25 protein-coding genes, 1 tRNA gene and 1 other RNA gene are annotated in these 25,813 nt (G+C 64.9%); 21 read left to right on the top strand and 6 right to left on the bottom strand.

Annotated features, from left to right (window positions below; genetic code table 11):
- The first annotated feature begins 35 nt into the window (after positions 1 to 35).
- The 5 genes from KAK09_RS02445 (at position 36) to KAK09_RS02425 (ending at position 4,748) form a co-directional block, all read left to right on the top strand.
- Positions 36 to 632 (top strand): hypothetical protein, encoded by a 597-nt coding sequence (locus KAK09_RS02445; RefSeq protein WP_210877230.1) that lies wholly within the window; start codon positions 36 to 38, stop codon positions 630 to 632.
- An 83-nt stretch (positions 633 to 715) separates the two neighbouring features.
- The gene (locus KAK09_RS02440) at positions 716 to 1,252 is read left to right on the top strand and encodes a hypothetical protein (protein ID WP_210877229.1); all 537 of its coding nucleotides are present in this window, start codon (positions 716 to 718) and stop codon (positions 1,250 to 1,252) included.
- On the top strand, positions 1,252 to 1,869 hold the full coding sequence (locus KAK09_RS02435; RefSeq protein ID WP_210877228.1) for a head maturation protease, ClpP-related: 618 nt from the start codon (positions 1,252 to 1,254) through the stop codon (positions 1,867 to 1,869). The genes KAK09_RS02440 and KAK09_RS02435 overlap by 1 nt, the downstream gene beginning before the upstream one ends.
- Positions 1,866 to 3,305, top strand: a complete 1,440-nt coding sequence (locus tag KAK09_RS02430) for a phage major capsid protein (RefSeq protein WP_247651003.1) — start codon at positions 1,866 to 1,868, stop codon at positions 3,303 to 3,305. Before KAK09_RS02435 ends, KAK09_RS02430 begins: the two co-directional genes overlap by 4 nt.
- 363 nt (positions 3,306 to 3,668) lie before the next feature.
- Entirely contained in the window at positions 3,669 to 4,748 is a 1,080-nt protein-coding gene (locus KAK09_RS02425) for a site-specific integrase (RefSeq protein ID WP_210877227.1), read from the top strand.
- Positions 4,749 to 5,101: 353 nt separating this feature from the next.
- Here the strand turns inward: KAK09_RS02425 and KAK09_RS02420 are convergent.
- The 3 genes from KAK09_RS02420 to KAK09_RS02410 all read right to left on the bottom strand — a co-directional run bounded on the left by KAK09_RS02420 (position 5,102) and on the right by KAK09_RS02410 (position 7,437).
- Positions 5,102 to 5,177, bottom strand: a tRNA-Val gene (locus tag KAK09_RS02420).
- Positions 5,178 to 5,232: 55 nt separating this feature from the next.
- Complete coding sequence (locus KAK09_RS02415) at positions 5,233 to 5,574, bottom strand: DUF427 domain-containing protein (RefSeq protein ID WP_210877226.1); 342 nt, start codon at positions 5,572 to 5,574, stop codon at positions 5,233 to 5,235.
- Between the two features lie 63 nt (positions 5,575 to 5,637).
- Entirely contained in the window at positions 5,638 to 7,437 is a 1,800-nt protein-coding gene (locus KAK09_RS02410; protein WP_210877225.1) for an aminopeptidase P family protein, read from the bottom strand.
- An 80-nt stretch (positions 7,438 to 7,517) separates the two neighbouring features.
- Here KAK09_RS02410 and tsaA point away from each other — a divergent pair, with 80 nt between their 5' ends.
- The 7 genes from tsaA to KAK09_RS02375 all read left to right on the top strand — a co-directional run bounded on the left by tsaA (position 7,518) and on the right by KAK09_RS02375 (position 14,631).
- A complete protein-coding gene (gene tsaA / locus KAK09_RS02405; RefSeq protein ID WP_210877369.1) occupies positions 7,518 to 7,988 on the top strand; it encodes a tRNA (N6-threonylcarbamoyladenosine(37)-N6)-methyltransferase TrmO in 471 nt (156 codons plus the stop codon).
- 69 nt (positions 7,989 to 8,057) lie between these two features.
- Entirely contained in the window at positions 8,058 to 9,578 is a 1,521-nt protein-coding gene (gene cysS, locus KAK09_RS02400; RefSeq protein WP_210877224.1) for a cysteine--tRNA ligase, read from the top strand.
- Between the two features lie 259 nt (positions 9,579 to 9,837).
- The gene (locus tag KAK09_RS02395; RefSeq protein ID WP_210877223.1) at positions 9,838 to 11,031 is read left to right on the top strand and encodes a hypothetical protein; all 1,194 of its coding nucleotides are present in this window, start codon (positions 9,838 to 9,840) and stop codon (positions 11,029 to 11,031) included.
- Positions 11,028 to 12,389, top strand: a complete 1,362-nt coding sequence (locus KAK09_RS02390) for a cytochrome P450 (RefSeq protein ID WP_210877222.1) — start codon at positions 11,028 to 11,030, stop codon at positions 12,387 to 12,389. Before KAK09_RS02395 ends, KAK09_RS02390 begins: the two co-directional genes overlap by 4 nt.
- Positions 12,390 to 12,743, top strand: a transfer-messenger RNA (tmRNA) gene (ssrA, locus tag KAK09_RS02385).
- A 267-nt stretch (positions 12,744 to 13,010) separates the two neighbouring features.
- Positions 13,011 to 13,367 carry a hypothetical protein gene (locus KAK09_RS02380; RefSeq protein WP_210877221.1) on the top strand — a complete coding sequence of 119 codons (357 nt, stop codon included), beginning with the start codon at positions 13,011 to 13,013 and terminating at the stop codon, positions 13,365 to 13,367.
- Positions 13,288 to 14,631, top strand: coding sequence for a DNA-packaging protein (locus tag KAK09_RS02375; protein WP_210877220.1), 1,344 nt, complete (start codon positions 13,288 to 13,290; stop codon positions 14,629 to 14,631). The genes KAK09_RS02380 and KAK09_RS02375 overlap by 80 nt, the downstream gene beginning before the upstream one ends.
- A 16-nt stretch (positions 14,632 to 14,647) precedes the next feature.
- Here KAK09_RS02375 and xth read toward each other — a convergent pair whose 3' ends face one another.
- Positions 14,648 to 15,430: an exodeoxyribonuclease III gene (gene xth, locus KAK09_RS02370; protein ID WP_210877219.1), complete on the bottom strand. Its 783-nt coding sequence runs from the start codon at positions 15,428 to 15,430 to the stop codon at positions 14,648 to 14,650.
- Positions 15,431 to 15,609: 179 nt separating this feature from the next.
- Here xth and KAK09_RS02365 point away from each other — a divergent pair, with 179 nt between their 5' ends.
- The gene (locus KAK09_RS02365; RefSeq protein WP_210877218.1) at positions 15,610 to 16,503 is read left to right on the top strand and encodes a Hint domain-containing protein; all 894 of its coding nucleotides are present in this window, start codon (positions 15,610 to 15,612) and stop codon (positions 16,501 to 16,503) included.
- 38 nt (positions 16,504 to 16,541) lie between these two features.
- On the opposite strand, the gene KAK09_RS02360 is transcribed toward KAK09_RS02365, so the two are convergent.
- Positions 16,542 to 16,865: a HesB/IscA family protein gene (locus tag KAK09_RS02360; protein ID WP_210877368.1), complete on the bottom strand. Its 324-nt coding sequence runs from the start codon at positions 16,863 to 16,865 to the stop codon at positions 16,542 to 16,544.
- Positions 16,866 to 16,943: 78 nt separating this feature from the next.
- Here KAK09_RS02360 and KAK09_RS02355 point away from each other — a divergent pair, with 78 nt between their 5' ends.
- The 8 genes from KAK09_RS02355 (at position 16,944) to KAK09_RS02320 (ending at position 24,484) form a co-directional block, all read left to right on the top strand.
- The gene (locus KAK09_RS02355) at positions 16,944 to 18,107 is read left to right on the top strand and encodes a deoxyguanosinetriphosphate triphosphohydrolase (RefSeq protein WP_210877217.1); all 1,164 of its coding nucleotides are present in this window, start codon (positions 16,944 to 16,946) and stop codon (positions 18,105 to 18,107) included.
- A 339-nt stretch (positions 18,108 to 18,446) separates the two neighbouring features.
- On the top strand, positions 18,447 to 19,061 hold the full coding sequence (locus KAK09_RS02350; protein WP_210877216.1) for a hypothetical protein: 615 nt from the start codon (positions 18,447 to 18,449) through the stop codon (positions 19,059 to 19,061).
- Between the two features lie 10 nt (positions 19,062 to 19,071).
- Positions 19,072 to 20,817: an arginine--tRNA ligase gene (gene argS, locus KAK09_RS02345; protein WP_210877215.1), complete on the top strand. Its 1,746-nt coding sequence runs from the start codon at positions 19,072 to 19,074 to the stop codon at positions 20,815 to 20,817.
- Positions 20,818 to 20,979: 162 nt separating this feature from the next.
- Positions 20,980 to 21,741 (top strand): SPOR domain-containing protein, encoded by a 762-nt coding sequence (locus KAK09_RS02340; protein WP_336244406.1) that lies wholly within the window; start codon positions 20,980 to 20,982, stop codon positions 21,739 to 21,741.
- Positions 21,738 to 22,745 carry a beta-N-acetylhexosaminidase gene (nagZ, locus tag KAK09_RS02335; protein ID WP_210877213.1) on the top strand — a complete coding sequence of 336 codons (1,008 nt, stop codon included), beginning with the start codon at positions 21,738 to 21,740 and terminating at the stop codon, positions 22,743 to 22,745. The genes KAK09_RS02340 and nagZ overlap by 4 nt, the downstream gene beginning before the upstream one ends.
- Positions 22,738 to 23,526, top strand: coding sequence for a segregation and condensation protein A (locus KAK09_RS02330; protein WP_210877212.1), 789 nt, complete (start codon positions 22,738 to 22,740; stop codon positions 23,524 to 23,526). Before nagZ ends, KAK09_RS02330 begins: the two co-directional genes overlap by 8 nt.
- 55 nt (positions 23,527 to 23,581) lie before the next feature.
- Entirely contained in the window at positions 23,582 to 24,184 is a 603-nt protein-coding gene (gene scpB / locus KAK09_RS02325; RefSeq protein WP_210877367.1) for an SMC-Scp complex subunit ScpB, read from the top strand.
- Between the two features lie 114 nt (positions 24,185 to 24,298).
- The gene (locus tag KAK09_RS02320; protein ID WP_210877211.1) at positions 24,299 to 24,484 is read left to right on the top strand and encodes a hypothetical protein; all 186 of its coding nucleotides are present in this window, start codon (positions 24,299 to 24,301) and stop codon (positions 24,482 to 24,484) included.
- A gap of 234 nt (positions 24,485 to 24,718) precedes the next feature.
- Here the strand turns inward: KAK09_RS02320 and KAK09_RS02315 are convergent, their stop codons facing one another.
- The gene (locus tag KAK09_RS02315; RefSeq protein WP_210877210.1) at positions 24,719 to 25,792 is read right to left on the bottom strand and encodes a 2'-deoxycytidine 5'-triphosphate deaminase; all 1,074 of its coding nucleotides are present in this window, start codon (positions 25,790 to 25,792) and stop codon (positions 24,719 to 24,721) included.
- Between the last annotated feature and the right edge of the window lie 21 nt (positions 25,793 to 25,813).

Here is a 25,813-nt window from a genome sequence, read left to right as displayed (position 1 = left end):
ACCGTGTCATGAAATCAGAACAAGGACAGAAGCCGATGCCGCTACCTGGACAATCCCTATTTTCGATTGATGAGGTCAGCGCCCGCTGGATCGCCGCGCCGCACCAAGTTGCACAATGGGCCGCCCAGGAGCGCCTCGAGGTCGTCACCAGCGTTGGGCCGGTCCATGCAGGCGATGAGGACGTCGCCGGACTGGTGGTGGTGGCCATGGCGGACCTTCTGCCGATGTTCCGGCGCGACGGATCGGGGCCGGCGTCTATGCGCTTGCGGCGGCTGCGGAAGATCGGCGAGCGGGAGTGGCGGATGGTGTCTGATCCTGCCGATGGCGTGATGGTCGCGGCAGGTGACCTGCTGATCGACGTCGCCGAGATGGGCCGCTTCGAAGAGGAAAACGATCTGATGCGTCGGGCGCATGCGGGCAAAGGACCGGAACCGAAGTACGATTGGGATGCGTTCTGGCGCGCGATGGCGATCTACGTTCACCAGCATGGGGTTCCGCCCACCCTGAAGGAACTCACCGCAGCCATGTCGAACTGGTTCCTGGATCAATCGGACGGAAAGAGCAGTCCGAGCGACAGCGTGATCCGCAAGAAGCTGTCGCCGCTGTGGAACCAGCTCCGCAGCGAAACATGATGCAAAATATCCCTCAAACGAGGTAGAGGGATTGACAGCAAATATCGGCGCATGCGAAGCTTCCTCATCCGAGGGAGACAACCATGAAGCGTTCCGCAATCGCCTACCTTGCAGACATTCCACCGAAACGGTTTGACCTGCTCGCTGAGCGCGGCCACTTGCCGTTCCCGAAGCGCGTGAACGGCAGCTATACCTTCGCTGAGGCGCTGCAGCTTCGGTTGATGGCCATGGCCACCTCCGTTGACGGTTTCGCGGGGATAAGCCCAGAAGATGCTTGCTCGCTCGTCGGCAATGGGCTCTCGTGGGCGGGTGTCCGCTACAGTTCCAAGGATCCGTGGGCATTCGTGGGGCTGGGTAATGCGGTCTGGATCACAGGAGCCGAATTCTCGGAGAGCAACAGATCCGTGACCGAGACCGAGACGTGGCGTGCCTGGTTCGCCGGGCCAATAGACGAGCTGTCCGGTTGGCTGTCTGAGCAAATCGATCCGTCGAAGCGAAATGTCTATGGCCTTGGCAATCAACGCGTGAACCGGGTTTTCTCGGCACTGAACGTGACGGCGGCGGCCTACAACGTCCTGATTCGAGCAGATGAGATGGGCATCACGCGGGACGAGCCCTGATGGATCGCCCCACCTTCAGGATATCGGGCTACATCGGCGCTGGGTGGAACACCGCATCGGCGCTGGCCGAGTTCCTCGCCGCGCATTCCAGTCGCGACGTCGACGTGATCGTCAACAGCCCGGGGGGCGATGCCTTCGAGGGTGCCGCGATCCTCGCGGAGGCAGAAGCCCATGGCAGGGTGCGGTTCCGGGTGCGCGGCATCGCTGCGAGTTCGGCCTCCCTGCTGATCTGCGGAGGTGCCTCGGTGCTGATGCATCCCGCAGCCTTCTGGATGGCGCACCACCCGTGGTCGATCATCGCTGGGGATGCGGATGCGCTCCGCAAGGAAGCGGAGCTGCTTGAGAAGGTCGGACGGACCGACGCGGAAATCTACAGCCGCTTCTCCGGTCAGCCGGTGCCGCGGGTTGAGTCCTGGTTGGCAGCGGAAACATGGCTGAACGCTGAGGAAGCGATCGCGCTGGGCTTCGCGGACGGCCTCGACGGCGATGCGCAGCCGGAAGCGCCCGCTGAGCACGACTACACGAAGCACTCGGCCGCACCGTCGGCCTTGCAGCGCCAAGCGCGCGAAAACGGCTGGGCGGCCGTCCCGTCCGAACCCAAAGGAGGCGAGCAATGAACGCACTCACCCAAATCCAGCCGCCTGCGCGGCTTTTGGCGCAAGCGCGCCTCTTCGCCCAGGAGCGGAAGCTTCCGGCGATCATGGCCGACATCCTCGCGGCGCGGCCTCAGATGACGCTCAAGCGCATGGAGGCGCTGGCCCCGGGTCTCGAGCTGATCCGCTACCTGACCGATAAGAACCAGGTCGCCGCGGATGATCTGGCAAAGGCGGTCAAGGACTGGCTCGCCGAAATCGAGGCCGAGCAGGATCCCGAAACCGGCAAGGTCGAGCAGGCGGCGCGAGACGCGGTGCTCGGGGTGATGGCGGACGCCAGCAATCGTGACTACGGGCCGACGTGCGAAATCAACACTGTGGACACGGACTGGAACAGCGGACCCGGCCTTCGTGCTCGCTTGGTCGATGGCCTCCAAGCCCGGCTCGACCGGACGCACCAGCCCGGCATGGGCCGCGAGTTCGCACAGGCTTCGCTCGGCGATCTGTGCATGGCCATCGCGCAAGGACGGGGCGAGCGCGTTCTCAGTCGCCGCGAGGCGATCCGGATGGTAACGGGCGGCACCCACACAGCGACCGATTTCGCGATGATCACCGCCGACGCCATGTCGAACGTGGTCGCCCGGCAGTTCGCCCAGCGCATTCCCGATCTGGCGCGGGCATCGCGGGAAATCCCGCGCGAGACCTACCACGAGGGAAAGGCGCTGACGCTCTCCGCATCCGGCATGCCGCAGGAGATTGAAGAGGCCGGCGAAATCCAGTTCGTCACCATGGACGAGAAAGGCGAAGCACTGCCGACGCCGCGTGACTTCGGCGCAGGCTTCAATCTCAGCAACAAGGCCATCGCCAACGACCGCGTCGAGCTGCTCTCCCAGGCATCGGATCGGATGGTGCGGGGCGCGGTCGAGCGGCTGCGGCGCGTGCTCTTGGAACCCCTCGAGGCGAACGCGGGCGCTGGGCAGACGATGTCCGATGAACAGCCTATGTTCCACACCTCGCACGGCAACACGACAGACATTGGCGCCGCGCTGAGCGTGACCAGCCTCTCCGATGCGCGGGTGGCGCTGCGCAAGGCGCGCGGCCTGCAGGGAGAGCTCTACGCGATCGAGCCTTGGGCACTGGTTGTTCCGGCAGAGCTCGAGACGGTGGCGCAGCAGGTGGTGGCCGAAATTCAGGCGACGAAGTTCTCTGACGCCAATCCCTTCTCGGGCAAGCTCGAGATCATCGTTGAGCCCGGCCTCGCGGACGATGGCGCGTGGTACCTGATCGGGAACCCTGCGGTGCATGACGGCCTCGCCCATGCCTTCCTGACCGGCCAGAGCGCGCCTCGGGTCGAATCCCGGCCTGCCTGGGAAACCATCGGGATGCAGTACCGCCTCGTCTGGGCGGTGGATGCCCGATTTATCGAAACCGCAAGTTGGTACCGGAACCCCGGCGCCTGATCCTGAAGATTGCCGCGGTGGTAGGCATCACGCGCGGCAGTTGAAGCTGTCTCTCTGGCAGCTGCCCAGCGGGCGGTGGCGAATAACACCCGCAGCGGCGGCGCGTCCCTCCGGCGCGTGACGCACACCCAGCCGCGCTCGGCCTCGACGCAGGGATGATCTGCCCGAGCGCCCAGCGCGGCCACTCCACCAGGACGGATTTGCGATGCAAGACAGACCGCTAGCCACATTGGACGAAGCCGCGCATGAATTGGGTGTTCCGAAGATGTCCCTTCGGAGCGCAGCTGAAACACATGGCCTGCTCGTCCGGATGGGGCGCGCTCTGCGCATTGAGCGGGCCTCTTACCCGGAGTTGATCGAAGCATGCCGCAAAAAGCCAAAGGAGCTCGCCTACACCAGCGGAAGACAGGTATCTTTTACATCCGCGACACCGGGCGGAACGACATCTCGACCGGCACGCGAAGTCGCCGCGATGCTGAAAGAGCGCTCGCTAACTACATTGCGATGCGAGACCGCCCCAGTGGTCCCGCTACGCCCGACCAGATGACCGTGAGCGAGGCGCTGGCCATTTACGGGACAGAGCATGCTCCGCATGTCGCTGACCCTGTACGGATCGCCTACGCGATCGAGGCGCTCGACGCATTCTGGGGCGGGCTGTCGGTCTCCGCCGTCACGGACGCCACCTGTCTCCGCTACGGCAAGACCCGGGTGAAGCCCGGAAGGCGCGATCCCAAGACGAAGGAAGTTCTTGAGTGGCTGCCGGTCTCGCCCGGCACGATCCGACGCGAGCTCGGCGTGCTGCGGGCGGCGCTGACCCACTGCCATAAGGGAGGGCATCTGCTGTCGTTTCCGAGCGTGAATCTGCCTGCTAAGCCTCCCTCGAAGGACCGCTGGCTGACCAGAGACGAGGCGGCGCGGCTCCTGCGCGCGGCATGGCGGAATCCGCACTCGAAGCACCTGGCAAGGTTTATCCTCGTCGGGATCAACACCGGCACCCGCAAGACCGCGATCCTCGGCCTGCAATACCATCCCAACACCACGGGCGGCTGGGTCGACCTAGAGCGCGGCATTATGTACCGGCGCGGCAGCGCCCAGCGCGAGACCAAGAAGCTCCAGACGACTGCGCGCCTGCCTCGGCAACTCTTGGCGCACTTGCGGCGCTGGGCGGGGACAGGAGACCGTTACGTGGTCTCGGAAGGGGGAGCGCGCATCGGCGACATAAAGACCGCTTGGCGGCGCGCCTGTCGCGAGGCTGGGCTTGCGGACGTGACCCCGCACACCCTTCGGCACACCGCGATCACGTGGGCGATGCAGAACGGCGCCAAGCAGTGGGATGTCGAAGGGTACTTTGGGGTGAGCATGCAGACCATTAAGGAAACCTACGGCCACCACCACCCTGATTATCAGGCGACGGCGGTTGAGGCGATGGAGCGGAGACGGTGAAACTGCACGCTCGTGCAGCTTGACTTGTTTCGAAATCAACGGAACCAGAACAAAACAAGGAGATTTGGGCAAATGAAAGGTGAACAAATGGGCTGGGATAGCCTTCGGGAGGCAGGGGCCGGAGGTTCGAATCCTCTCACTCCGACCAATATTTTCAATGACTTGGCTGGCTTCTGCACCTGTGCTCACTGCTACGGTAAGCACATAGCAAGCACGCAAGGGGGGATCCTGGTCATTTCCGGTCGAATCCGCCGCCCTTGGCTACAGATTCACATAGTGGTGGGGATTCTCTGGGATCTGGGCGAGGGCAACACACCCTGACGGGCAGGCACCGGCCCGTCGGTCGAGGGGCGTGGTGGGTGATGAGAGACTCGAACTCCCGACATCTTCGGTGTAAACGAAGCGCTCTACCAACTGAGCTAATCACCCGTGCCGCGCTTCCTAGCGAAAGGCGCGGGCCGGTGCAAGCGGGGAAGGGGTGGTGTCACACCCGCTCCACAGCAACGTTATCGGTGGCATAGAAGGCGATGTGGTCCTTGATCTCGGCCACATCGGGTTTGGGGGCCTCATAGCTCCAGGCTGCGTTGGTCAGGGTCTGGCTCTTGGTGACGATCGAGAAATAGCGCGCATCGCCCTTGAAGGGGCAATGGCTGGTCTGTTCGCTCTCGTCGAGGAACGCCATGGCGATATCCTCGCGCGGGAAATAGATCATGAAGGGATAGTCACCCTCGGTCAGTTCCAGCGCGTTGCGGCTCTCGGCTAGCACTGCGCCGCCTGCGCGCACGCTCCAGGTGCCGTCTGCCTTGCGAATGGTGATCTTGGCCATGTGTCGTTCCTTCCTGATACGGATGCGGGTTTCGGTTTGCCGCCGAAACCTCACGGAATTATGTCAAAGCGGTTGTGTCGCGTGATCCATCCATAACCGCGCCGGACCCGAAAGCAGAGGGCCTATCTTGTCGCGGCAAGCGGCGTGGTAGCGGTCAAGCCAATCGCGCTCGGGGGTCGAGAGCATGTCCGCCACGATCAGGCGGCGGTCGATGGGGACATAGGTGAGCGTTTCGAAATCGAGCTGCGCCGCCGCGTCGCCCCCCGCCACGGGTGCCGCCTGGCGCACCACGATCAGGTTTTCGATGCGGATGCCGAATGCCCCCTCGCGGTAATATCCCGGCTCGTTCGACAGGATCATGCCGGGGCAGAGCGCCACCTCGGAAATCCGCGAAAGGCGCTGTGGCCCCTCGTGCACGCAGGCATAGACGCCCACTCCGTGCCCGGTGCCATGGCCGTAATCCATGTCCGCAAGCCAGAGCGGATAGCGCGCCAGAGCGTCAAGGTCGCGCCCCGCGAGGCCCTTCGGGAAGCGCAGGCGGGATATGGCGATCATGCCTTGCAGCACGCGGGTAAAGGCCGCGCGCTCGGCCTTGCCGGGGTGCCCCACGAGCAGGGTGCGGGTGATGTCGGTGGTGCCGTCCAGATATTGCCCGCCGCTGTCGAGCACCAGCAGATCGCCCTCTTGCAGCGTGCGGTTGCTCGCCTCGCTCACCCGGTAATGTGGTAGCGCGCCGTTGGGGCCAGACCCAGCGATTGTGTCGAAACTGATGTCGAGCAACTGCCCGGTGGCGCGGCGGCACTCCTCAAGTCGCGTTACTACGTCGATTTCGGTCAGCGTGCCGGGGGGCTGGTCGTCGAACCATGCAAGGAACTCGCAGACCGCCGCACCGTCGCGCAGATGGGCGGAGCGGGTGGCGTTGATCTCGGCGGGGGTTTTCTGCGCCTTGGGCATGACGCAAGGATCCTCGCCCCAGACATGCGCCACGCCCGCCGCGTCGAGCCGCTGCACGACCCAGACCGGAACGCTCTTGCGATCAAGCCGTACGGGCGCGCTGAGCGCGTCGAGCGCGGGGCCGAAATCCTCGGGCGCGGCAAGCATGACTTCGCCTCCGAGATGCGCGCGCGCGGCTCTGTCGAGCTTTGCGGGGTCGATGAAAAGCGCCACGCGACCGGTATCGTGCAGGATGGCAAATCCCTGCGGCACCGGGTTGCGGGGTATGTCGCTGCCGCGGATGTTGAGCAGCCAGGCGAGCGAATCGCACAGCGTGATCACCGCCGCCCTTGCGCCCGCCTTGCGCAGCCCCTCGGCCAGACGGGTGCGTTTCTCGGCGTGGCTCGCCCCGGCGAGTTCATCGGGCCAGGGCCGGATGGGGCCCGTTGGCGGGGCGGGGCGGTCAGCCCAGATGGTGTCGATGAGATTGGGGCCGGCCATGAGGCGGATGGTCTCGGGCAGCGCGGCGGTCAAGTCGTCGATCTGCTCCGGCGTGAACAGCCACGGGTCGAACCCTACCACGCCGCCCTCGGGCAGGTGCCGCGCGAGCCAGGGGCCGGGCCGCGTCTCGGGGAAATCCACCGGCGTGAAGTGGTCCGGATCCACCTGCGCGCGCACCTGCACCTTGTAGCGCCCGTCCACGAATACCCCCGCCGCATCATCCAGAACCGCGCAGAGGCCCGCCGAGCCGGTGAACCCGCTAAGCCACGCGAGCCGCGCATCACAAGGCGCGACATATTCGCCCTGATGCGCATCGGCGCGCGGCACGAGCCAGCCCGCACATCCAGCCTTGGCCATCGCACGCCGCAGCAGGGCAAGGCGCGGCGGACCCGCTTCGGGGCGCGCGGTCTCGGTAAAGCTCTGGAACATGGCCGACTCCTGCCTTGGTGCGGGGCGCGCCTCAGTGCTAGAGAAGGGGCGCTGGATTGGCAACATGCGAGGAAGTGACGATGGAAAGCCGGGTGCGTGCGGGCGAAAGGCTGGTCGAGGTGCCGGAAGCGGATGATGCGGCGCTCTATTTCATCGGGCGCATTCACACGCCGTGGCGCGAGCGCAAGGATTGCCCGAGGCAAGGGCGCGAGGACGGGGCGGAATGCCGGGTGGAGGTTTTCGCGCCCTGGCAGGAGGCGCTTCTGGGGGTTGATGCCTATCAGCACCTTGACCTGCTCTATTGGCTCGACCGGGCGCGCCGTGATCTGGTGGTGCAGAACCCCGGCAATGACGGGCAGCGCTATTTCGGCACCTTCGCCCTGCGCTCGCCGCAGCGGCCCAATCCTATCGGCCTCTCGCGGGTGCGTCTTGTTCGGGTCGAGGGCGCGTCGCTTGTGGTGCGCGGGCTTGATTGTCTCGACGGCACGCCGCTCATCGACATCAAGCCAGTGACCTGCGAATTCACGCCGAAGGCACCGCCGAAACCCTGATCTTTGCGGTGGTTCCAAGCGGCGGGCTAAGGTGCTAATGCCCGTCCAGGCCAATGCATGAGGACCGACATGACGACGATCAGGCTGCACAACACCCGCACCCGCAAGAAGGAGGTATTCACGCCTCTGGATCCCGAAAATGTGCGCATGTATGTCTGTGGCCCGACCGTCTATGATCGGGCGCACCTGGGTAACGCGCGGCCCGTGGTGGTGTTCGATGTGCTCTATCGGCTGTTGCGGCATGTTCATGGGGTGGGTCACGTCACCTATGTGCGCAACTTCACCGACGTGGATGACAAGATCAACGCGCGCGCGGCCGAGAGCGGGCGCGCGATTTCCGAGATCACGGCGGAGACGACCCAGTGGTTTCTCGACGACATGGCCGCGCTTGGGGCGTTGGAGCCGGACCACATGCCGCGCGCGACCGAATTTATCCCGCAGATGGTGGCGATGATCGAGCGGTTGATCTCGGGGGGGCACGCCTACGAGGCCGAGGGCCATGTGCTGTTTGCGGTCGAAAGCTATGCCGAGTATGGTCGCCTCTCGGGGCGCACGCTCGATGACATGATCGCGGGCGCGCGGGTTGAGGTCGCGCCCTATAAACGCAACCCGATGGATTTCGTCCTGTGGAAGCCGTCAAGCGACGATCTGCCGGGCTGGGACAGCCCCTGGGGCCGGGGGCGGCCCGGCTGGCATATCGAATGCTCGGCGATGTCGTTCGAGCTTCTGGGCGAGAGTTTCGACATCCACGGCGGCGGCAACGATTTGATGTTCCCCCACCACGAGAACGAGATCGCGCAAAGCTGCTGCGCGCACCCGCACGGGGATTTCGCGCGCTACTGGCTGCACAACGAGATGTTGCAGGTCGAGGGCAAGAAGATGTCCAAGAGTTTGGGCAATTTCTTTACAGTGCGGGATTTGCTGGATCAGGGCGTGCCGGGCGAGGTGATCCGGTTCGTCTTTCTCTCCACGCATTACCGCAAGTCGATGGACTGGACGGCGGAGAAGGCGCGGGAGGCGGAGAAGACGCTTCGCAAGTGGCGCTGTATGTTTGACAGCGTTCGTCCAGGGAAGCCGCACTCTCGGCTTTTAAAGGCGCTTTCAGATGATATGAACACGAGCCTTGCGATCGCCGAGTTGCATGCTTTGGCAGCGCGGATTGATGCGTGGTCCAAGACTGTTTCTGATGGTCTTGAAGAATTCGACAATCTAGACCAAGCAAAAGAGTGTTTCGTCGGCTCAGCTATGCTGATTGGTCTCCTTGAACCAGAATTGGCTGATTGGAATTGGAAAAAGACTGTTCATTTCCGAAGCGCAACGGTTACGGCTTACTCTTCGGTGTCCGCAATTCCTTCTGTTCGTAGGAACGAAGAAAGTGAGCATTGTGAACTGTCCGACACGTTAGTTCGTTTAGGCTCAGTGATGGCTGGTTTAAGGGCGGATGCACTTGCGACCAAAGATTTTTCAAAGGTTGATCGACTAAAGTCGACTCTTGTTGAAGCTGGCGTCGAGGTGCGTATGAGCAAAGATGGCGTGGAACTCATTCCCGGTCCCGATTTCGACCCCGCCAAGCTGGAAGCGTTGAAGTGATACGCCTTTCCGAGCGTCGGATATCTGCCGAGCGAAGACTCACCTGCCCGGCGGGCTGGCGCTTGTGCGGCTGCGGGTGCCGTGCCGTGATTTCGCGCGAGGGAACTGTCGGGAACGGCGTGCCGATGTCCGCGACACCACCCTTGACACGCGTCGGAGTGAGGGGCCAGCCCCTCACACTCCCCGGGATATTTGCGGCCAGAAGAAACGGGGGCGGGGGGCGTGATCCTGGGCCGGGCCGGTCTGCCAGGGGCCGGTGATGCCTCCCGTCCGCCGCCGCCACGTCTTTTACATTCCCGGTTATGATCCGATCCCGCCGCGCCGGTATCGAGAGCTTTACCGCACGGAGGCGGCGGCGCAGGGGAAGGTTTGCGGCCATGAGATTGCGCTGCGGCCTGCGCGGGGCAAGGCGCGGTTCGGCTGGGAGGTCACGGCGCGGATCGAGGGGGCGGCGGTCGAGAGCGGCATCGAGGTGCTGGTTTGGTCCGATATCGTCAAGGGCAGCATGGATCAGGAGATCGTGGCGACCTATCTGCAACTTCTTCGCACGGCGGCGGCCTATATCGGTACGGGCGCGTTGTTCCGGCTGATGCGGCTGCGGAAAGGGCCGGTGATCGCGGCGCTTTATCCGGTTGGGTTTCTGCTCGTGCAACTGGGGCTGGCGCTGGTGCTGGCGTGGCTGGTGGGGCGTGTGCTGGCGCTCTGGCAACCATGGGCGGGATTGGCGGGGCTTTTGGTGGTGCCGCTGGTGCTGGAGGGGTTCCGGCGATTGGATGGCCGGTTCTTTGCCTATTACCTGATGCATGATTATGCCTATTCGGCGTGCCATCTGGGGGCCAACCCGCCGGAACTGGAGGCGCGGCTGGCCGCCTTCGGTGACGCGATCGCCGAGGCATTGCAGGGCGAGAGCGACGAGGTGCTGGTGGTGGGCCATTCCTCGGGGGCGCATCTGGCGGTCTCGGTGCTGGCCGATCTGATCCGCGCGGGCCGTGTGCCCGCGGCTGGACCGGCGCTGTCGTTCCTGAGCCTCGGGCAGGTGGTGCCGATGGTGTCGTTTCTGCCGCGCGCCTGGCGGCTCCGGGCCGATCTGGCCTATCTGAGCACGCGCGACGAGCTGTTCTGGCTCGATGTGACGGCGCCCGGTGACGGCTGCGCCTTTGCGCTGTGCGATCCGGTGGCGGTGTCGGGCGTGGCGCCTGCGGGCAAACGCTGGCCGCTGGTCATCTCGGCGGCCTTCACGCAGACCCTGAGCGCCGAGCGGTGGCGCAGCTTGCGCTGGCGGTTTTTCCGGCTGCATTTCCAGTATCTCTGCGCCTTTGACCATCCCAGGGGCTACGATTATTTCGCGATCACGGCGGGGCCGCAGACGCTGGCCGCGCGCTTTGCGGGCCGCGCGCCCTCGCCTGCGCGGATCGAGCGGGCGGTGTCGGGCTACCGGAGCATCACGCCATGATCCCGCCAAAACCACCCTCGCGCGTGGCGCGGGTGTCGCTCTGGCGATATCTGCACCTCTTTCGTGACGATATCCTCTCGGCGCAGCCCGCGCGGCTTTACCGGGCGTGGATGGCGGAATTTCGCACGCCGTTCTTCCGCTCCTATCTGTGTAACGATCCCGCGCTTGTCGATCTGGTGCTCAAGGAGCGGCCCGACGATTTTCCCAAATCGACCCGGGTCTCGGAGGGGTTGCGACCCTTGCTGGGGCAGTCGGTGTTCGTGACCAATGGCGAGACCTGGAAGCGGCAGCGGCGGATCATCGACCCGGCCTTCGAGGGCGGGCGGCTGCGCGACACCTTCCCGGCGATGGTCGCGGCGGGCGAGGGGGCGGTGGCGCGGCTTGGTCCGCTGGCGGATGGCGCGCCGGTGGAGATCGAGGCGCAGACAAGCCACGCGGCGGCCGATGTGATCTTTCGCACGCTGTTTTCGCTGCCGATCGAAAACGAGACGGCGGCGCGGGTGTTCGAGGAGTTCAAGGCACATCAGCGCACGCAGCCGGTGCTGAACCTCGCCGCTTTTGTCCCGCTGCCGTGCTGGGTTCCACGCTTTCACCGGCGCGCGACGGTGGCGACGGCGCGGCGCATCCGCGCGCTTATCGAAGATCTGACGGCGGCGCGGATGGCCTCGATCGCAGCGGGGTGCGCGCCCGACGATCTGGCCACCAAGATCATGACAACCGCCGATCCCGATACGGGTGAGAGGTTCACCACGCCCGAGATGGTCGATCAGGTTGCGATCTTCTTTCTGGCGGGTCATGAGACAAGCGCCTCGGCGCTGGCCTGGGCGCTCTATCTGCTCGCGCTTTTCCCCGACTGGCAGGAGAAGGTGGCGGCGGAGGCGGCGGCGGTGATGGGCGACCGAGCGCCCGAGTTCGGCGACATGGGGCGGCTCCGGGTGGCGCGGGATGTGTTCCGCGAGACGCTGCGGCTTTATCCGCCGGTGCCGATGATGGTGCGTGAGGCGGCGTGCCCGGAGCGGTTTCGCAACCGCGAGGTCAGCCCCGGCGCGCAGGTGGTGCTCAGCCCCTGGCACCTGCACCGGCATGAGCGGCTGTGGGAGCGGCCTGACGATTTCGACCCCGCGCGTTATGGCACCGAGAACGGGCGCACCTGCCTGCGCACCGCGTATATGCCGTTTTCGGCGGGTCCGCGCGTCTGCACCGGGGCGGGGTTCGCGATGATCGAGGGGCCGCTCTTGCTTGCCATGCTGGTGCGGGCGTGGCGGTTCGAGACTGTGGCGGAGCGCCCGGCAATGCCGGTGGCGCATCTCACGGTGCGCGGGCGCAACGGGATATGGCTGTCGATTTCGCCACGGTGACCCCTAGCCAAGCGGACCGTATGCGCCTATATTCTCATTGTTCCCGGCAACGGGGGCTATGGGCATAAACGCGCTCGGAATAAGCGGATCGGACCCGGGGGCGGTACCCGGCGGCTCCACCAAAATCCCTTCGTTGGGGGACAGAGGGGCCGAAACAGGATCGACGAACGTGTAAAGGGGTGGCTTTGTCCCGGTGAGATACCACCGTTATCGGTTCATAAAGCATAATTGCCAACGACAATCGTGCTCCGGTTGCTCTGGCCGCGTAAGCGGTCCGAAAAGCCGAAAATCAAGCCCTTGCCTCTAGCAAGGTAAGGCGGGGTTCGCAGGCACCTGGCAACAGAAGCCTGCACTTTCTCAGATCGTCAACGGTTGGCCCGGTGTTGTCCGGGAGGGGTGGGCCATGCGCCGGCTTTCTTAATACTTCGTGAGTCGTCCGGGCGTTCGGCACTTTTGGTTTCCGGGCTAACCCATTGACTATGCGTGCGATTTATCGTATGGATCGTGTCATGCTGGACGAGATGGGCAAACGGCCCCGGGGGTGCCCCCGGAGGCCGTTTTTTCGTGTCGGCACGGGCGGAGACCCTGGGCGAAAGGCAACGGCATGAGGCAGCGACACGCATGGTTCTGATCACCCCGGAGGAGCGGCCTTCGGGGCTGACCACCTCGATCAACGCGCTCGAGCAGCAACTCGCGGACATGCGCGGGGAACTGGAAGAGCTTTACCTGAGAATCCGGGCTGGGGATCTCGGAGAACTGAAGAATGCAACACGGGCCACCGCCGAGATCCGGCAGTGGCTCAAGATCGCCATTGAAGCGGAGGCGCAACTTGACAAACGCAGACAACAGGAGCGTGGCATTGCCCACGGATACGCCATCGATCTCGACGCGGCCCGACATGAAATCGGCTGCCGCCTGGATCGTCTCAGAAGGGCCCGATGCACAGGAGGACTTTCTCGCTGCCCTCACCGAGGGTGAGCTGTTCGCGCTGCCGTGGATATTCGAGTTCTGGGCCATGCCGCACCAGTTGCCGCCCGAGGGCGGTTGGCGCACATGGGTGATCCTTGGCGGGCGCGGCGCGGGCAAGACACGCGCGGGTGCGGAATGGGTGCGCGCGCAGGTCGAGGGCGCGCGCCCGCTTGATCCGGGGTGCTGTGCGCGCATGGCACTGGTGGGCGAGACGGTCGATCAGGTGCGCGAGGTGATGATCTTTGGCGAGAGCGGGATCATGGCCTGCTCACCCCCTGATCGCCGCCCCGAATGGCAGGCCACGCGCAAGCGGCTGCTTTGGCCCAACGGGGCCATCGCGCAGGTGTTTTCCGCGCATGAGCCGGAAAGTTTGCGCGGCCCGCAATTCGACGGCGCCTGGGTGGATGAACTGGCCAAGTGGAAGCGCGCGCAAGAGACCTGGGACATGCTGCAATTCGGCCTGCGCCTTGGCGACGATCCCCGCGTCTGCGTCACCACCACGCCGCGCAATGTGGGCGTTCTCAAGGAGTTGCTGGAGCGTGACAGCACCGTGGTGACAAGCGCGCCAACCGAGGCCAACGCGGCCAATCTGGCGCAGGGTTTCCTTGAGGAGGTGCGCGCGCGCTATGCGGGCACGCGGCTTGGCCGGCAGGAGCTTGATGGCGTTCTGCTGGATGAGGCCGAGGATGCGCTCTGGACGCCGCGGCTGATCGAGGCGGGGCGCGTGACCGAGGCCCCGGCCCTTGACCGCATCGTCGTGGCGATTGATCCGCCGGTCACGGGCCATGGCGGCTCTGATGCCTGCGGGATCGTGGTGGCGGGGGCGATGACGCGCGGGCCGGTGCAGGACTGGCAGGTCTGGGTGCTGGAGGATGCCAGCGTCGAGGGGGCAAGCCCCGCGCAATGGGCCGAGGCCGCGATCCGCGCAATGGATCGCTGGGGGGCGGACCGTCTGGTGGCCGAGGTCAATCAGGGTGGCGATCTGGTGGAACAGGTGATCCGGCAGGTCGATCCGCTGGTATCCTTGCGCAAGGTCCACGCGAGCCGCGGCAAGGTGGTGCGCGCCGAACCGGTGGCCGCGCTCTACGAGCAGGGCCGCGTGCACCACCTGCGGGGCCTGGGCAAGCTGGAGGATCAGATGTGCGCCATGACCGCGCGCGGCTATGAGGGGCGCGGCAGCCCCGACCGGGTGGATGCGCTGGTCTGGGCGCTCACTGATCTCATTGTCGAGACCAGCGCCAAATGGCGCGCGCCACGGATGCGCTCGGTGTAAGTAGGGGCCGGGCGCGTCAGGCGTCGATCTCGACCCAGTGGGGGACGTGATCGGAGGGCTTGTCGCGCCCGCGCACGGCCTTGTCGATGCCGCAGTCGGTCATCAGGTCTGCGGCTTGCGGGCTGAGCAGGAAATGGTCGATGCGGATGCCGTTGTTGCGCTCCCATGCGCCCGCCTGATAATCCCAGAATGTGTAATGCCCCGGCCCTTGCACACGGGCGCGGAACGCCTCGGTGAAGCCCAGATTGAGGATTCGGCGAAAGGCGGCGCGGCTCTCGGGCAGGGCCAGCGCATCCTTGGCCCATGCCTCGGGGCGGGCGGCGTCCTCGTCCTGCGGGATGATGTTGTAATCGCCCCCCATGAGCACCGGTTCTTCGGTCGCCAGAAGAGCGCGGGCGCGGGCATAGAGGCGTTCCATCCAGCGCAGTTTGTAGTCGTATTTCGGGCCCGGTGCGGGGTTGCCATTGGGCAGGTAGAGGCCGCAGACACGCAGCGCGCGGGTCTCGCCCATCACCGTCGCCTCGATCCAGCGGGCCTGTTCATCGGCGTCGTCGCCGGGCAGGCCGTGCGTCACATCCTCAAGCGGGCGCTTGGACAGGATCGCCACGCCGTTGAAGCCCTTTTGCCCATGGGTTTCCACGTTATAGCCGCGCTCCTCGAACATTTCGCGCGGGAACCCCTCATCGACGCTCTTGATCTCCTGCAACAGCGCCACATCAGGCGCGGCCTCATCCAGCCAGTCACACAGCGCCGCATGGCGGGCCTTGATGCCGTTGATGTTGAAACAGGCAATCTTCATTCGGGGTCTCCGGTTTTGCTATCTATCGCCGTCCGGAACGCGGGTTTCAAGCGATCTCTGGCGGGCGAGGCGCGCGGGCGGAAGCCGTGTTCGTTTCGGCTATTCGGCACAATGTGCGCGCAAACGCTTTCTAAAGAAATCTGTGGAATATGTGTCATCGCAGTTGAGGAGTGTGTTCATTGGCGATCTATACAGACCAGACCATCGCGGACAATTTCGATCCCGGCTATACCAAGGTGCCTTTCGTCGCGACCATTATTACCATGCAGATCAATGACGCCGATGACGATGGGTTCATCCGCGCCGATGGCAAGGATCAGGTTAATGGCAGCAATGTCACGGCGGTCTGGGTGGGCGATACCATCACCCTCGACGGCATTCAGATCACCGGTGTCACCTTCTACACCGCCGATGGGTCACGTTATTTCACGCCCAGTGACGGGTCGGTGCTGACCGATGGCACGATCACCGCCCGCACTTTCGTCACCAAGAGCACGCAGTTTCCGCTCTCTGACCTTGGGCCGCCCTGTTTCGTTGCGGGCACGATGATCGCCGTGCCGGGCGGGTTGGTCGCGGTCGAGAACCTCAGGCCGGGAGACAGGGTGCTGACGCGTGATCATGGCGCGTGCCCGGTGCGCTGGATCGGGCAGCGCACCGTGCCCGGAGTAGGGGATTTCGCGCCGGTGCGCCTTGCCCCCGCCGCGCTTGGCGATCATGGCGAGATTCGCGTCTCGCCCCAGCACAGGGTCCTGCTCTGCGACTGGCGCGCGCAACTTTTTCTTGCCGAGGACGAAGTTCTGTGTCCCGCGCATATGCTGGTCAACGGCGATACCATCCACCGTGCACCCTGTGCCAGCGTGACCTATGTCCATGTCATGTTCGATGCCCATGAGATCGTCTATGCCGAGGGGCTGGCGACCGAGAGTTTTCTGGTGGGGGATTATCTGTGCCGGGAAGGGACGGCGTTGCGCGCGGAACTTCTGTCGTTGTTTCCAGAACTGGCTGTGGTGGGGGGCGGCATGTCTCCTGCCCGACGCCTCGTGCGTGGACACGAGGGGCGTTTGCTGTGCTGACAGAGCGATCCGGCGTAACCGTCCCGCGTCGCGATCAGCTAGATCGAAAACGACGTGCCGCAGCCACAGGAGGAGGTGGCGTTGGGGTTCTCGATGACGAAGCGCGCGCCGATCAGTTCCTCGGAAAAGTCGATGACCGCCCCGGCGAGAAAGGGCAACGAGACCGCATCCACCACGACGCGCTGGCCCTCGCTTTCCAGGATCAGGTCGTCGGGGGTGGGCGCGTCAAGCCGGATGTCGTACTGAAACCCTGAACAGCCGCCGCCCTCGACCGCGACGCGCAGCGCCTGGCCCTGTGCGCCCGCGCCGATCTCGGCGAGGCGGGCAAAGGCGCGGGGCGTGACCTTGGGGGGCAAGTGCATGGCGATCCTCGATGGTTTCATCTCTTTGCTTACTCTGCAATATATGAATCACGCGCGCCGCGACAAGGACCCTTACCCATGAGTGCCCCCTTTGCGACCGACCCCGATGAGACGCGCGGCCGCCTCATCCCCGAAGAAGAAAGCGCCTTTCGCTCGCCCTTTCAGCGTGACCGCGACCGGATCATCCATTCCTCGGCCTTCCGGCGGCTCAAGCACAAGACGCAGGTCTTTGTCGCGCATGAGGGCGATTACTACCGCACGCGCCTGACCCATTCGATCGAGGTGGCGCAGGTCGCGCGCACCATCTCGGGTGCGCTCGGCCTCAATGCGGAGCTGACCGAGGCGGTGGCGCTGGCGCATGATCTGGGCCACACGCCCTTCGGCCATGCGGGCGAGGATACGCTCGCCGCGCTCATGGCTCCCTATGGCGGCTTTGACCACAATGCGCAGGCGCTGCGGATCGTGACGATGCTGGAGCGGCATTATGCCGGGTTCGACGGGCTGAACCTGACATGGGAGACACTCGAGGGCATCGCCAAGCATAACGGGCCGGTCACGGGGCCGCTGCCCTATGCGCTCGCCGCGTATAATGCGCGCCATGATCTGGAACTGCACACCCATGCCGGGGCCGAGGCGCAGGTGGCCGCGATTGCCGATGACATTGCCTATAACAATCACGACCTGCACGACGGACTGCGGGCGGGGCTTTTCACCGACGAGGATATCGCGGGCCTGCCCATCGTGAGGGACTGTTTTGCAGAGGTGGACCGGCGCTATCCCGGCCTTGATCCCAAGCGCCGCCGTCACGAGGCGCTGCGCCGTGTCTTCGGCGAGATGGTGGGCGATGTGATTGCGACAAGCCGCGCGCGGCTGGCCGATGCCGCGCCCGCCGATGTTGCGGCGCTGCGTGCGCTCGGCGCGCCGGTGATCCGGTTTTCACCCGCGCTCTGGCAGGATTTGCAGGTGATCCGGGCGTTTCTCTTTGCCCGCATGTATCGCGCGCCCACCGTCAACGAGATGCGCGCCATGGTGCATGAGGTGGTAAGCGACCTCTTTCCCTTCTACCTCGAAGAGCCGCAGCACCTGCCCGATGAGTGGCGCGCCGATGTGGCGCGCGCACCCGACCGCACCGCGCTGGCGCGGTTGGTGAGCGACTATATCGCCGGTATGACCGATCGTTTCGCTCTCCAGAGCCATGCGCGGCTGATCGGTGGGGCCGGTCCGGAACATCTGCCGCGTTGATCGGGGGGGCCTCAGGGTCTAGTGTTCGCCACCTGACATAAGTTACCCGGTATTGAGCAGGCGCGCCATGTTGGCGAAATCTAGAAGGCCAGGGGCGTTGAATGGCCTTGCGCTGACGCTGGCCTCCTGCCACCCGCGCGGCTCATCCCTCAATTGGGAATGTCCATGCGGGTCATCAACAGACACTTTGCAGCCGCTTTGCACCGGGTATATTGCGTCAGGTGGCGAACGCTAGGTCAGGCGCGGGATGCGTAATGAGTAAAGGGTTTGCGTGTGTATGAGGGGAGTTCGGGGCCAACGGTCCTGATTGCTGCGGCGGGTTGTGCCGTCGGACGGGACATGGCTGTATCATACGCGCGTATGGGCGCGCAGGTCGTGGGGATCGAGCGGTCAGGCGCGCGCGCCATGACGCTTGCCCGGAAGGGTCCGGCGCGCATAGAGACACTGGTTCTTGATGTGCTGCATCCCGGAAAGTGCCGCACGCTTGGCGCGGCATGGGGGGAGACGCCGGTCGATCTGCTGGTCCATCTTCAGCCCTTGCGCGCGCGATTGCGTCCGGGGTCGGTGGTGGCGGCTATTCCGGCATTGACACGCGGCCTGTTGCCGGCGCTTGCGCGCGGGGCTGGACAGGTGCTGATCGTGACCCGGGCCGCCGATGCCGGAGCACCCGCCGAGGCCCACGCCTTTGACGCCGCGCTCTGCACCCTTGTGCCGCACGTGCAGGCCGAAGCGGGTGGTCGGGCGCGGATCAGCATGCTGCGCATCGCAGGGCCTGCGGGGCGCGCCGTTGTGGACGCGGGACTCGGCGGCTTGCCCGGAGCGGGCCGAGGCGGCATTGGTATGGGCGCGCGGCTCTCCGCGGGCTACTTGCGACCAGAAGAAGCCGGCGCCTGGGCGCGCGGGATGATTGACGCCCGGGTGCTGGATGATAAACCGGCCCGGATCGACGGATGAAAGGCGTGCCATGAACCTCTTTGACGATATTCGCTGCCTCGTGCTGGATACCCTGGCCCGGATGCAGGCCGACGGCGCGCTGCCCGCAGGGCTTGACATGGCTGGGGTCGCGGTCGAGCCGCCACGCGATGCCGCCCATGGCGATATGGCCACAAACGCCGCCATGGTGCTGGCCAAGCCTGCGGGACGCAAGCCGCGTGACATCGCCGAGACGCTGGCGGTGCGGCTGGTGGAAGATCCGCGCATCACAAGCGCCGAGGTGGCCGGCCCCGGCTTTCTCAACCTGCGGCTTGTGCCGTCGCTCTGGCACGAAGCGTTGCGCGCGGCGCTGCGGCAGGGCACCAGGTTCGGTCGCTCCGACATGGGGCGGGGCAAGCGCGTCAATGTGGAATATGTATCGGCCAATCCAACCGGACCGTTGCATGTTGGCCACACGCGCGGCGCGGTCTTTGGTGACGCACTGGCAAGCCTTCTCGATTTCGCGGGCCACGCGGTCACGCGCGAGTATTACATCAACGATGGCGGCGCACAGGTCGATGTTCTCGCGCGGTCGGTCTATCTGCGCTATCTTGAGGCGCACGGGCAGGAGGTTGCCTTTGCCGAGGGCACCTATCCGGGCGATTACCTGATCGAGGTGGGGCACGCGCTCATGCAGAAGGTGGGCAGGGCGTATGTGGACCAGCCCGAGGAGGTCTGGCTTGAACCGGTGCGCGAGTTCGCGACCCAGGCGATGATGGCCCTCATCCGCGAGGATCTTGCGCTGCTTGGCGTCGAGATGGATCACTTCTTCTCGGAAAAATCGCTTTACGGCACCGGCCTCATCGAGCGCGCCATCGAAGAGCTGCGTGGCAAGGGCCTGATCTATCGCGGCGTGCTGGAACCACCAAAGGGCAAGACGCCCGAGGACTGGGAGCCGCGCGAGCAGGTGCTGTTCAAGTCCACCGAGCATGGCGATGACGTGGACCGCCCGATCATGAAATCGGACGGGAGCTGGACCTATTTCGCCCCCGATATCGCCTATCATTATGACAAGATTTCAAGAGGTTACGATCTTCTGATTGACGTGTTCGGGGCCGATCACGGCGGCTATGTCAAGCGGATGAAGGCCGCTGTCTCGGCGCTCTCGGATGGCCGCGTGCCGGTTGATATCAAGCTGTGCCAACTGGTCAAGCTCTACAAGAAAGGCGAGCCGTTCAAGATGTCCAAGCGCGCGGGCACCTTCATCACCCTGCGTGATGTGGTGGGCGAAGTGGGCCCCGATGTGACGCGCTTTGTCATGCTGACCCGCAAGAACGATGCGCCCCTGGATTTCGATTTCGACAAGGTGCTCGAGCAATCAAAGGATAACCCGGTCTTTTATGTGCAGTATGCCAATGCGCGTGTGAATTCGGTTCTGCGCAAGGCGCAGGATGCGGGGATCGAGGTGGATGACGCCACACTCGCCGGGGCGGACCTGTCGATTCTGACCCACGAGGCGGAGCTGGCACTCGCCCGCAAGATCGCCGAATGGCCGCGCCTGGTCGAGATCGCCGCGCGCGCCAATGAGCCGCATCGCGTGGCGTTTTTCCTCTACGATCTGGCCGCCGAGCTGCACGGGCTGTGGAACCGCGGCCATGACGACCCGTCGCTGCGCTTCCTGCAAGAGGGCGATCCGGCCACAAGCCGCGCAAAAATCGCCCTTGTGCGCGCGGCGACGGTTGTGATTTGCGCCGGTCTTGGTATCCTTGGCGTCACTCCGGTGGACGAGATGCGCTGAACGCCGCCGCCGCCGGACTTGAGCAGGCAGATAATCCCCGGCGGCAACGTATCGCTGGAGAACGAGAGGCAGAGAATGGCGGATTTCCACCTTTCCGGCGCGTATAGCGCCCATAAACCCGGTCGCATATCCCTTGCGGGGCTCACGAATATGGCTGGTGCGGTGATCTCTCTGGCCCTGGTCGGCGGGATCGGGATCTGGGGCTATGGCATGGTCATGCGCGATGTCTCGGGCGTGCCGGTGGTGCGCGCGCTTGAGGGGCCCATGCGCGAGGCACCCGAAGAGCCGGGCGGGCATCCCGCCGCGCATCAGGGACTGGCCGTCAACAGGATCGCGGCCGATGGCGCGGCCGAGCCGCCCCCGGATCAGGTGATCATTGCCCCGCAACCACTTGATCTTGTGGCTGAAGATTCCCCGAACCTTGCCCCTGATCCGGCACGGGTGGCCCCGGTGGCGCGCCCGCAGCCTGCCGATGTTCATCTCGCTGTGGTGCGGGAGGAGGTGGTCGAACCCATCCCCGCGCCCGCGCCGATACTGGTTGCCGCCGTCAGTGGCGGGTTGGGACAGTCGCTGCGCCCGCGCCCGCGCCCCGCGACCGCGGATCCGGTCGCCTTCGCGCTCGCCGCCGCCACAGGCGCCCCGACGGGGGACGTTGAACCGGAGAGCCTGCCGATTGGCACGCGTCTGGCGCAGCTTGGCGCCTATGAATCGGCCGAGGTGGCGCGCGCTGAATGGGACCGGTTGAGCGCGCGTCTTGGCGATCTTCTCGATGGCAAGTCGCGGGTGGTGCAGCGCGCCGAGAGTGGCGGGCGGACCTTCTATCGCTTGCGTGCGGTCGGCTTCGAGGATCTGGCCGATGCGCGCCGCTTCTGCTCGGCGCTTCAGGCGGAAAAGGCCGATTGCATCCCGGTGGTGACACGGTGAGCCGCTATGGCGCGGTAATTCTTGACGCGAGTGGCCTGCGGCTGACACCCGAGGAAAGGACATTTTTCAGGGATACGCGCCCCTTCGGATTCATCCTGTTCGCGCGCAATATTGACACGCCCGATCAGGTTCGCGCACTCATCGCCGAGCTGCGCGAGGCCGCCGGGCACGAGGCTGTCATCACCATCGATCAGGAGGGCGGGCGCGTGCAGCGCCTGCGCGCCCCGGTCTGGCGCGACTGGCCCGCGCCGCTCGATCATGTGGCGGCGGCCGGTGAGCGGGCGCCAGAGGCGATGTATCTGCGCTACCGTCTCATCGCGGCCGAGCTTCACGCGCTTGGCATCGACAGCAACTGCGCCCCGCTGGTGGATGTGGCAGGGTCCGCGACCCATCCCTTTCTGCGCAACCGCTGCTATGGCGAGGCAGCGGGACGGGTGGCCGACATCGGCCGCGCCGTGGCCGAGGGCCTGCTTGCCGGCGGTGTCCTGCCGGTGGTCAAGCATATCCCCGGCCACGGGCGCGCGAGTGCGGACAGCCACCACGATCTGCCGCGCGTGGAATGCATGAAAAGAGACCTTCAAGACATTGATTTCAAGCCATTCAAGGCGCTTTCCGATCTGCCCATGGCGATGACCGCGCATGTGGTCTATGCCGCGCTCGATGATCGCCCCGCGACGCTCTCTCCCACGCTCATTGCCACGATCCGCGACGAGATTGGCTTTGACGGCCTGCTGATGACCGATGATATCGCGATGAAGGCCCTCTCTGGCGATCTGGCCGCGCTTTCGCGGCAGGCGCTCGCGGCGGGCTGTGACATGATCCTGCATTGCAACGGCACGCTGGCCGAGCGCAGGACCGTGGTCGAGGCGGCGGGCGAGATGACAGAGGCCGCTCAGGTGCGGGCAGAGCGCGCGATGGCCTGCCGCTGCAGCCCCGATCCGGTTGACATTTTCGCCCTTGCGGCGCAGCTTGATGCGCTGACGGGCGGGCGGGTGCATGGCTGAGAATGATTTCGACGACGGGGCAAGGCCGGTGCCTCTGGCCGAGCGGCGGGCGGCAGAGGCGCTCATCGTCGATGTTGACGGATTCGAAGGGCCGCTTGACCTGCTCCTGACGCTCTCGCGCACGCAAAAGGTTGATCTGCGGCGCATTTCCGTCCTGCACCTGGCGCAGCAATACCTCGCCTTCGTCGAACGTGCCAAGGCGCTGCGGCTGGAACTTGCCGCCGATTACCTGGTGATGGCGGCCTGGCTCGCGTTCCTGAAATCGCGCCTCCTTCTGCCCCCGGATCCCACAGAGGAGGGGCCATCGGGCGAGGAACTGGCCGCGCATCTGGCGTTTCAGCTTGAGCGATTGCAGGCGATGCGCGATTGCGCGGCGCGGCTGATGGGGCGCGATCGGCTAGGGCGCGATTTCTTCGCGCGCGGCCTGCCCGAAGATGTGACGCGCCGTCGCGAGACGCGTTATACGGCAACGTTGCTCGATCTGATGCAGGCCTATGCGCGCATCCGCACCCGCGACGAATTTCGCCCATTTGTCATGGACCGCGATGCGATTTTCACGATGGAACAGGCACTTGAGCGATTGCGTGGGCTGATCGGCTTTGCCGGGGCATGGACCGATATCGTCAGCTACCTGCCCGAGGGGTTTTCCGGTGATCCCGCGCGCCGGCGTTCGGCCACTGCGTCCACCTTTGCGGCCGCGCTGGAGCTGGTCAAGGAGGGGAGCGCAGAGCTGCGCCAATCGGGGATATTTGCGCCTCTGGAACTGCGACGAAAGGATTAGAAACGTGTCGCAGGATATTGATGATAAAGAACAAAGCCTGTTCGAGGCACCGCCCATGGCGGAGCAGGAACGCATGATCGAGGCGATGCTCTTTGCCTCTGCCACACCGCTTGACACGCGTGAGATGGCGGCGCGGATGCCGCATGGTTGCGACCCCGCCGAGGCGCTGGTGCATCTGCGCAAAAGGTATGAGGGGCGGGGGGTTAACCTTGTCAAGGTGGGCGATGGCTGGGCCATGCGTACAGCGCCGGACCTTGGCTATCTGATGCGCCGCGAGGTAGTCGAGACGCGCAAGTTGAGCCGTGCGGCGATCGAGACGCTGGCCATCATCGCCTATCATCAACCGGTGACACGCGCCGAGATCGAGGAGATCCGCGGCGTCTCGGTCAGTCGCGGAACCGTCGATCAGCTTCTTGAAATGGAATGGATTCGTTTCGGTCGGCGCAAGATGACGCCGGGGCGTCCGGTGACATTCGTTGTGACCGAGGGTTTTCTTGACCATTTCGGTCTGGAAAGCGCGCGTGATCTGCCGGGCCTGAAAGAGCTGCGCGCGGCGGGACTGCTCGACAACCGCCCGCCGCCGGGGGGGCTGGGACAGCCGGGCGAGGGCGACGAGGATGAGGGCGCGCCGGGGCAGAACGAACTTTTCGAGGACTGATCGGTCATTTCTTCCTTTCTTAACGATTTCTCAGGGATTTCACGCGAGACTGCCATGAAATCCGCAAGGTTTTCGCCTAAGTGAAAGAGGAGGTAGCCAGAAGGGAACGGCGCGATGAACGCCAGTCAGATGATCAACATGGTGATCCGCATGGTCGTGCAGCGGCTGTTGCGGCAGGGCATCAACAAGGGCATGGATGCAATGTCGGGCGAAACCGCGCGTTCAGGCCCCGATGGACGCAAGACCGCGCAACGCACACGGCAGGCGATGAAGCTGGGGCGCCGGATCGGGCGGTTCTGAGCGGGTGCTTCAAATGTGCTGGTTGGATGCTGCGGGCCGTCTTGCAGCATGCAGCGTCCTTGCCAGCACACGGCAAGCGGCGTTTGCGTCATGCGGTGCGGTGGGGTCGGATCACACGGCAAGGCGTGGTGGCGTCATGCAGAGCGTTACGTCATGCAGTGCGTTGCACCACGCAGTGCGGTGGGGTCGTGTCATTTGGTGCGGTGTGCGCCGCGTTTATGAAACCAGGCAGGATCACCGCTTGAAGTGCTTCGACAGCTTCAGGCCCTGTCCCTGGTAATTCGACGCGATGCCCGCGCCATAAAGCTGATCGGGGATCTGGTCCATCTTCTCGTAAACGAGGCGCCCGACGATCTGACCATGTTCAAGCACGAAGGGCGCCTCGTGGCAGCGCACCTCGAGCACGCCGCGAGAGCCCGCGCCCCCGGCCGCCGCATGGCCAAAGCCGGGATCGAAGAAACCCGCGTAATGCACGCGGAACTCTCCCGCCATGGCAACGAAGGGGGCCATTTCGGCGGCACAGGCGGGCGGGATATGCACGGCCTCGCGGCTTACGAGAATATAGAACGCACCGGGATCGAGGATGATATGGCCGGTCTCGGTATGCACCTCTTCCCAGAAATCGGCCGGTGCGTAATGGCCGACGCGGTCAAGGTCGATCACGCCGGTATGCGGCTTGGCACGGTAGCCCACAAGCGTGCCCGCTTCGGGGCGCAGATCGACGGAAAACCCCAGGCCCCCGTCAATCACCGCCGGACCATCCACCAGCGGCATCTCGGCATGGAGGGCGCGCAGGGCGTCATCGGAGAGCACAGCCTGTCCCGCGCGAAAGCGGATCTGGTTGAGGCGCATGCCGGGCCGCACCAGAACGGAAAATGAGCGCGGGCAGATCTCGGCATAGAGTGGACCGCGATACCCGGGTGCCACGCGGTCGAATTCGGTGCCGCCATCGGTGATTGTGCGGGTCAGAAGATCCAGCCGCCCGGTGGAGGATTTGGCATTGGCGACGGCCTGCACGCCCTCTGGCAAGACAAGCCGTTCCATCAGTGGAACCAGATAGACGCAACCCTTTTCCAGCACCGCTCCGGGATCGAGTGCAATCCGGTGCATTCCGAATTCATCCAGCCGGTCAGCGACAGAGCGCCCCGCGCCGGTCAGAAAGGAGGCGCGCACGCGATAAGCGACAGAGCCAAGTCGCAGATCAAGGCTGGCGGGCTGAATCTGCTCGGGCAGGATAGCGATATCGGCACAGACCGCGCCCCCGTCGATGAGGCCGCGCAACTGCTGACTGGACAGAACGCCCGTCATACTCTTCCCCCATGCAGGCCC

Source organism: Roseovarius autotrophicus (assembly GCF_018069895.1).
Classification (GTDB): domain Bacteria; phylum Pseudomonadota; class Alphaproteobacteria; order Rhodobacterales; family Rhodobacteraceae; genus Roseovarius; species Roseovarius autotrophicus.
The sequence above is the reverse complement of the archived record's forward strand: the minus strand, read 5'-3'. Positions and strand labels throughout refer to the sequence as shown.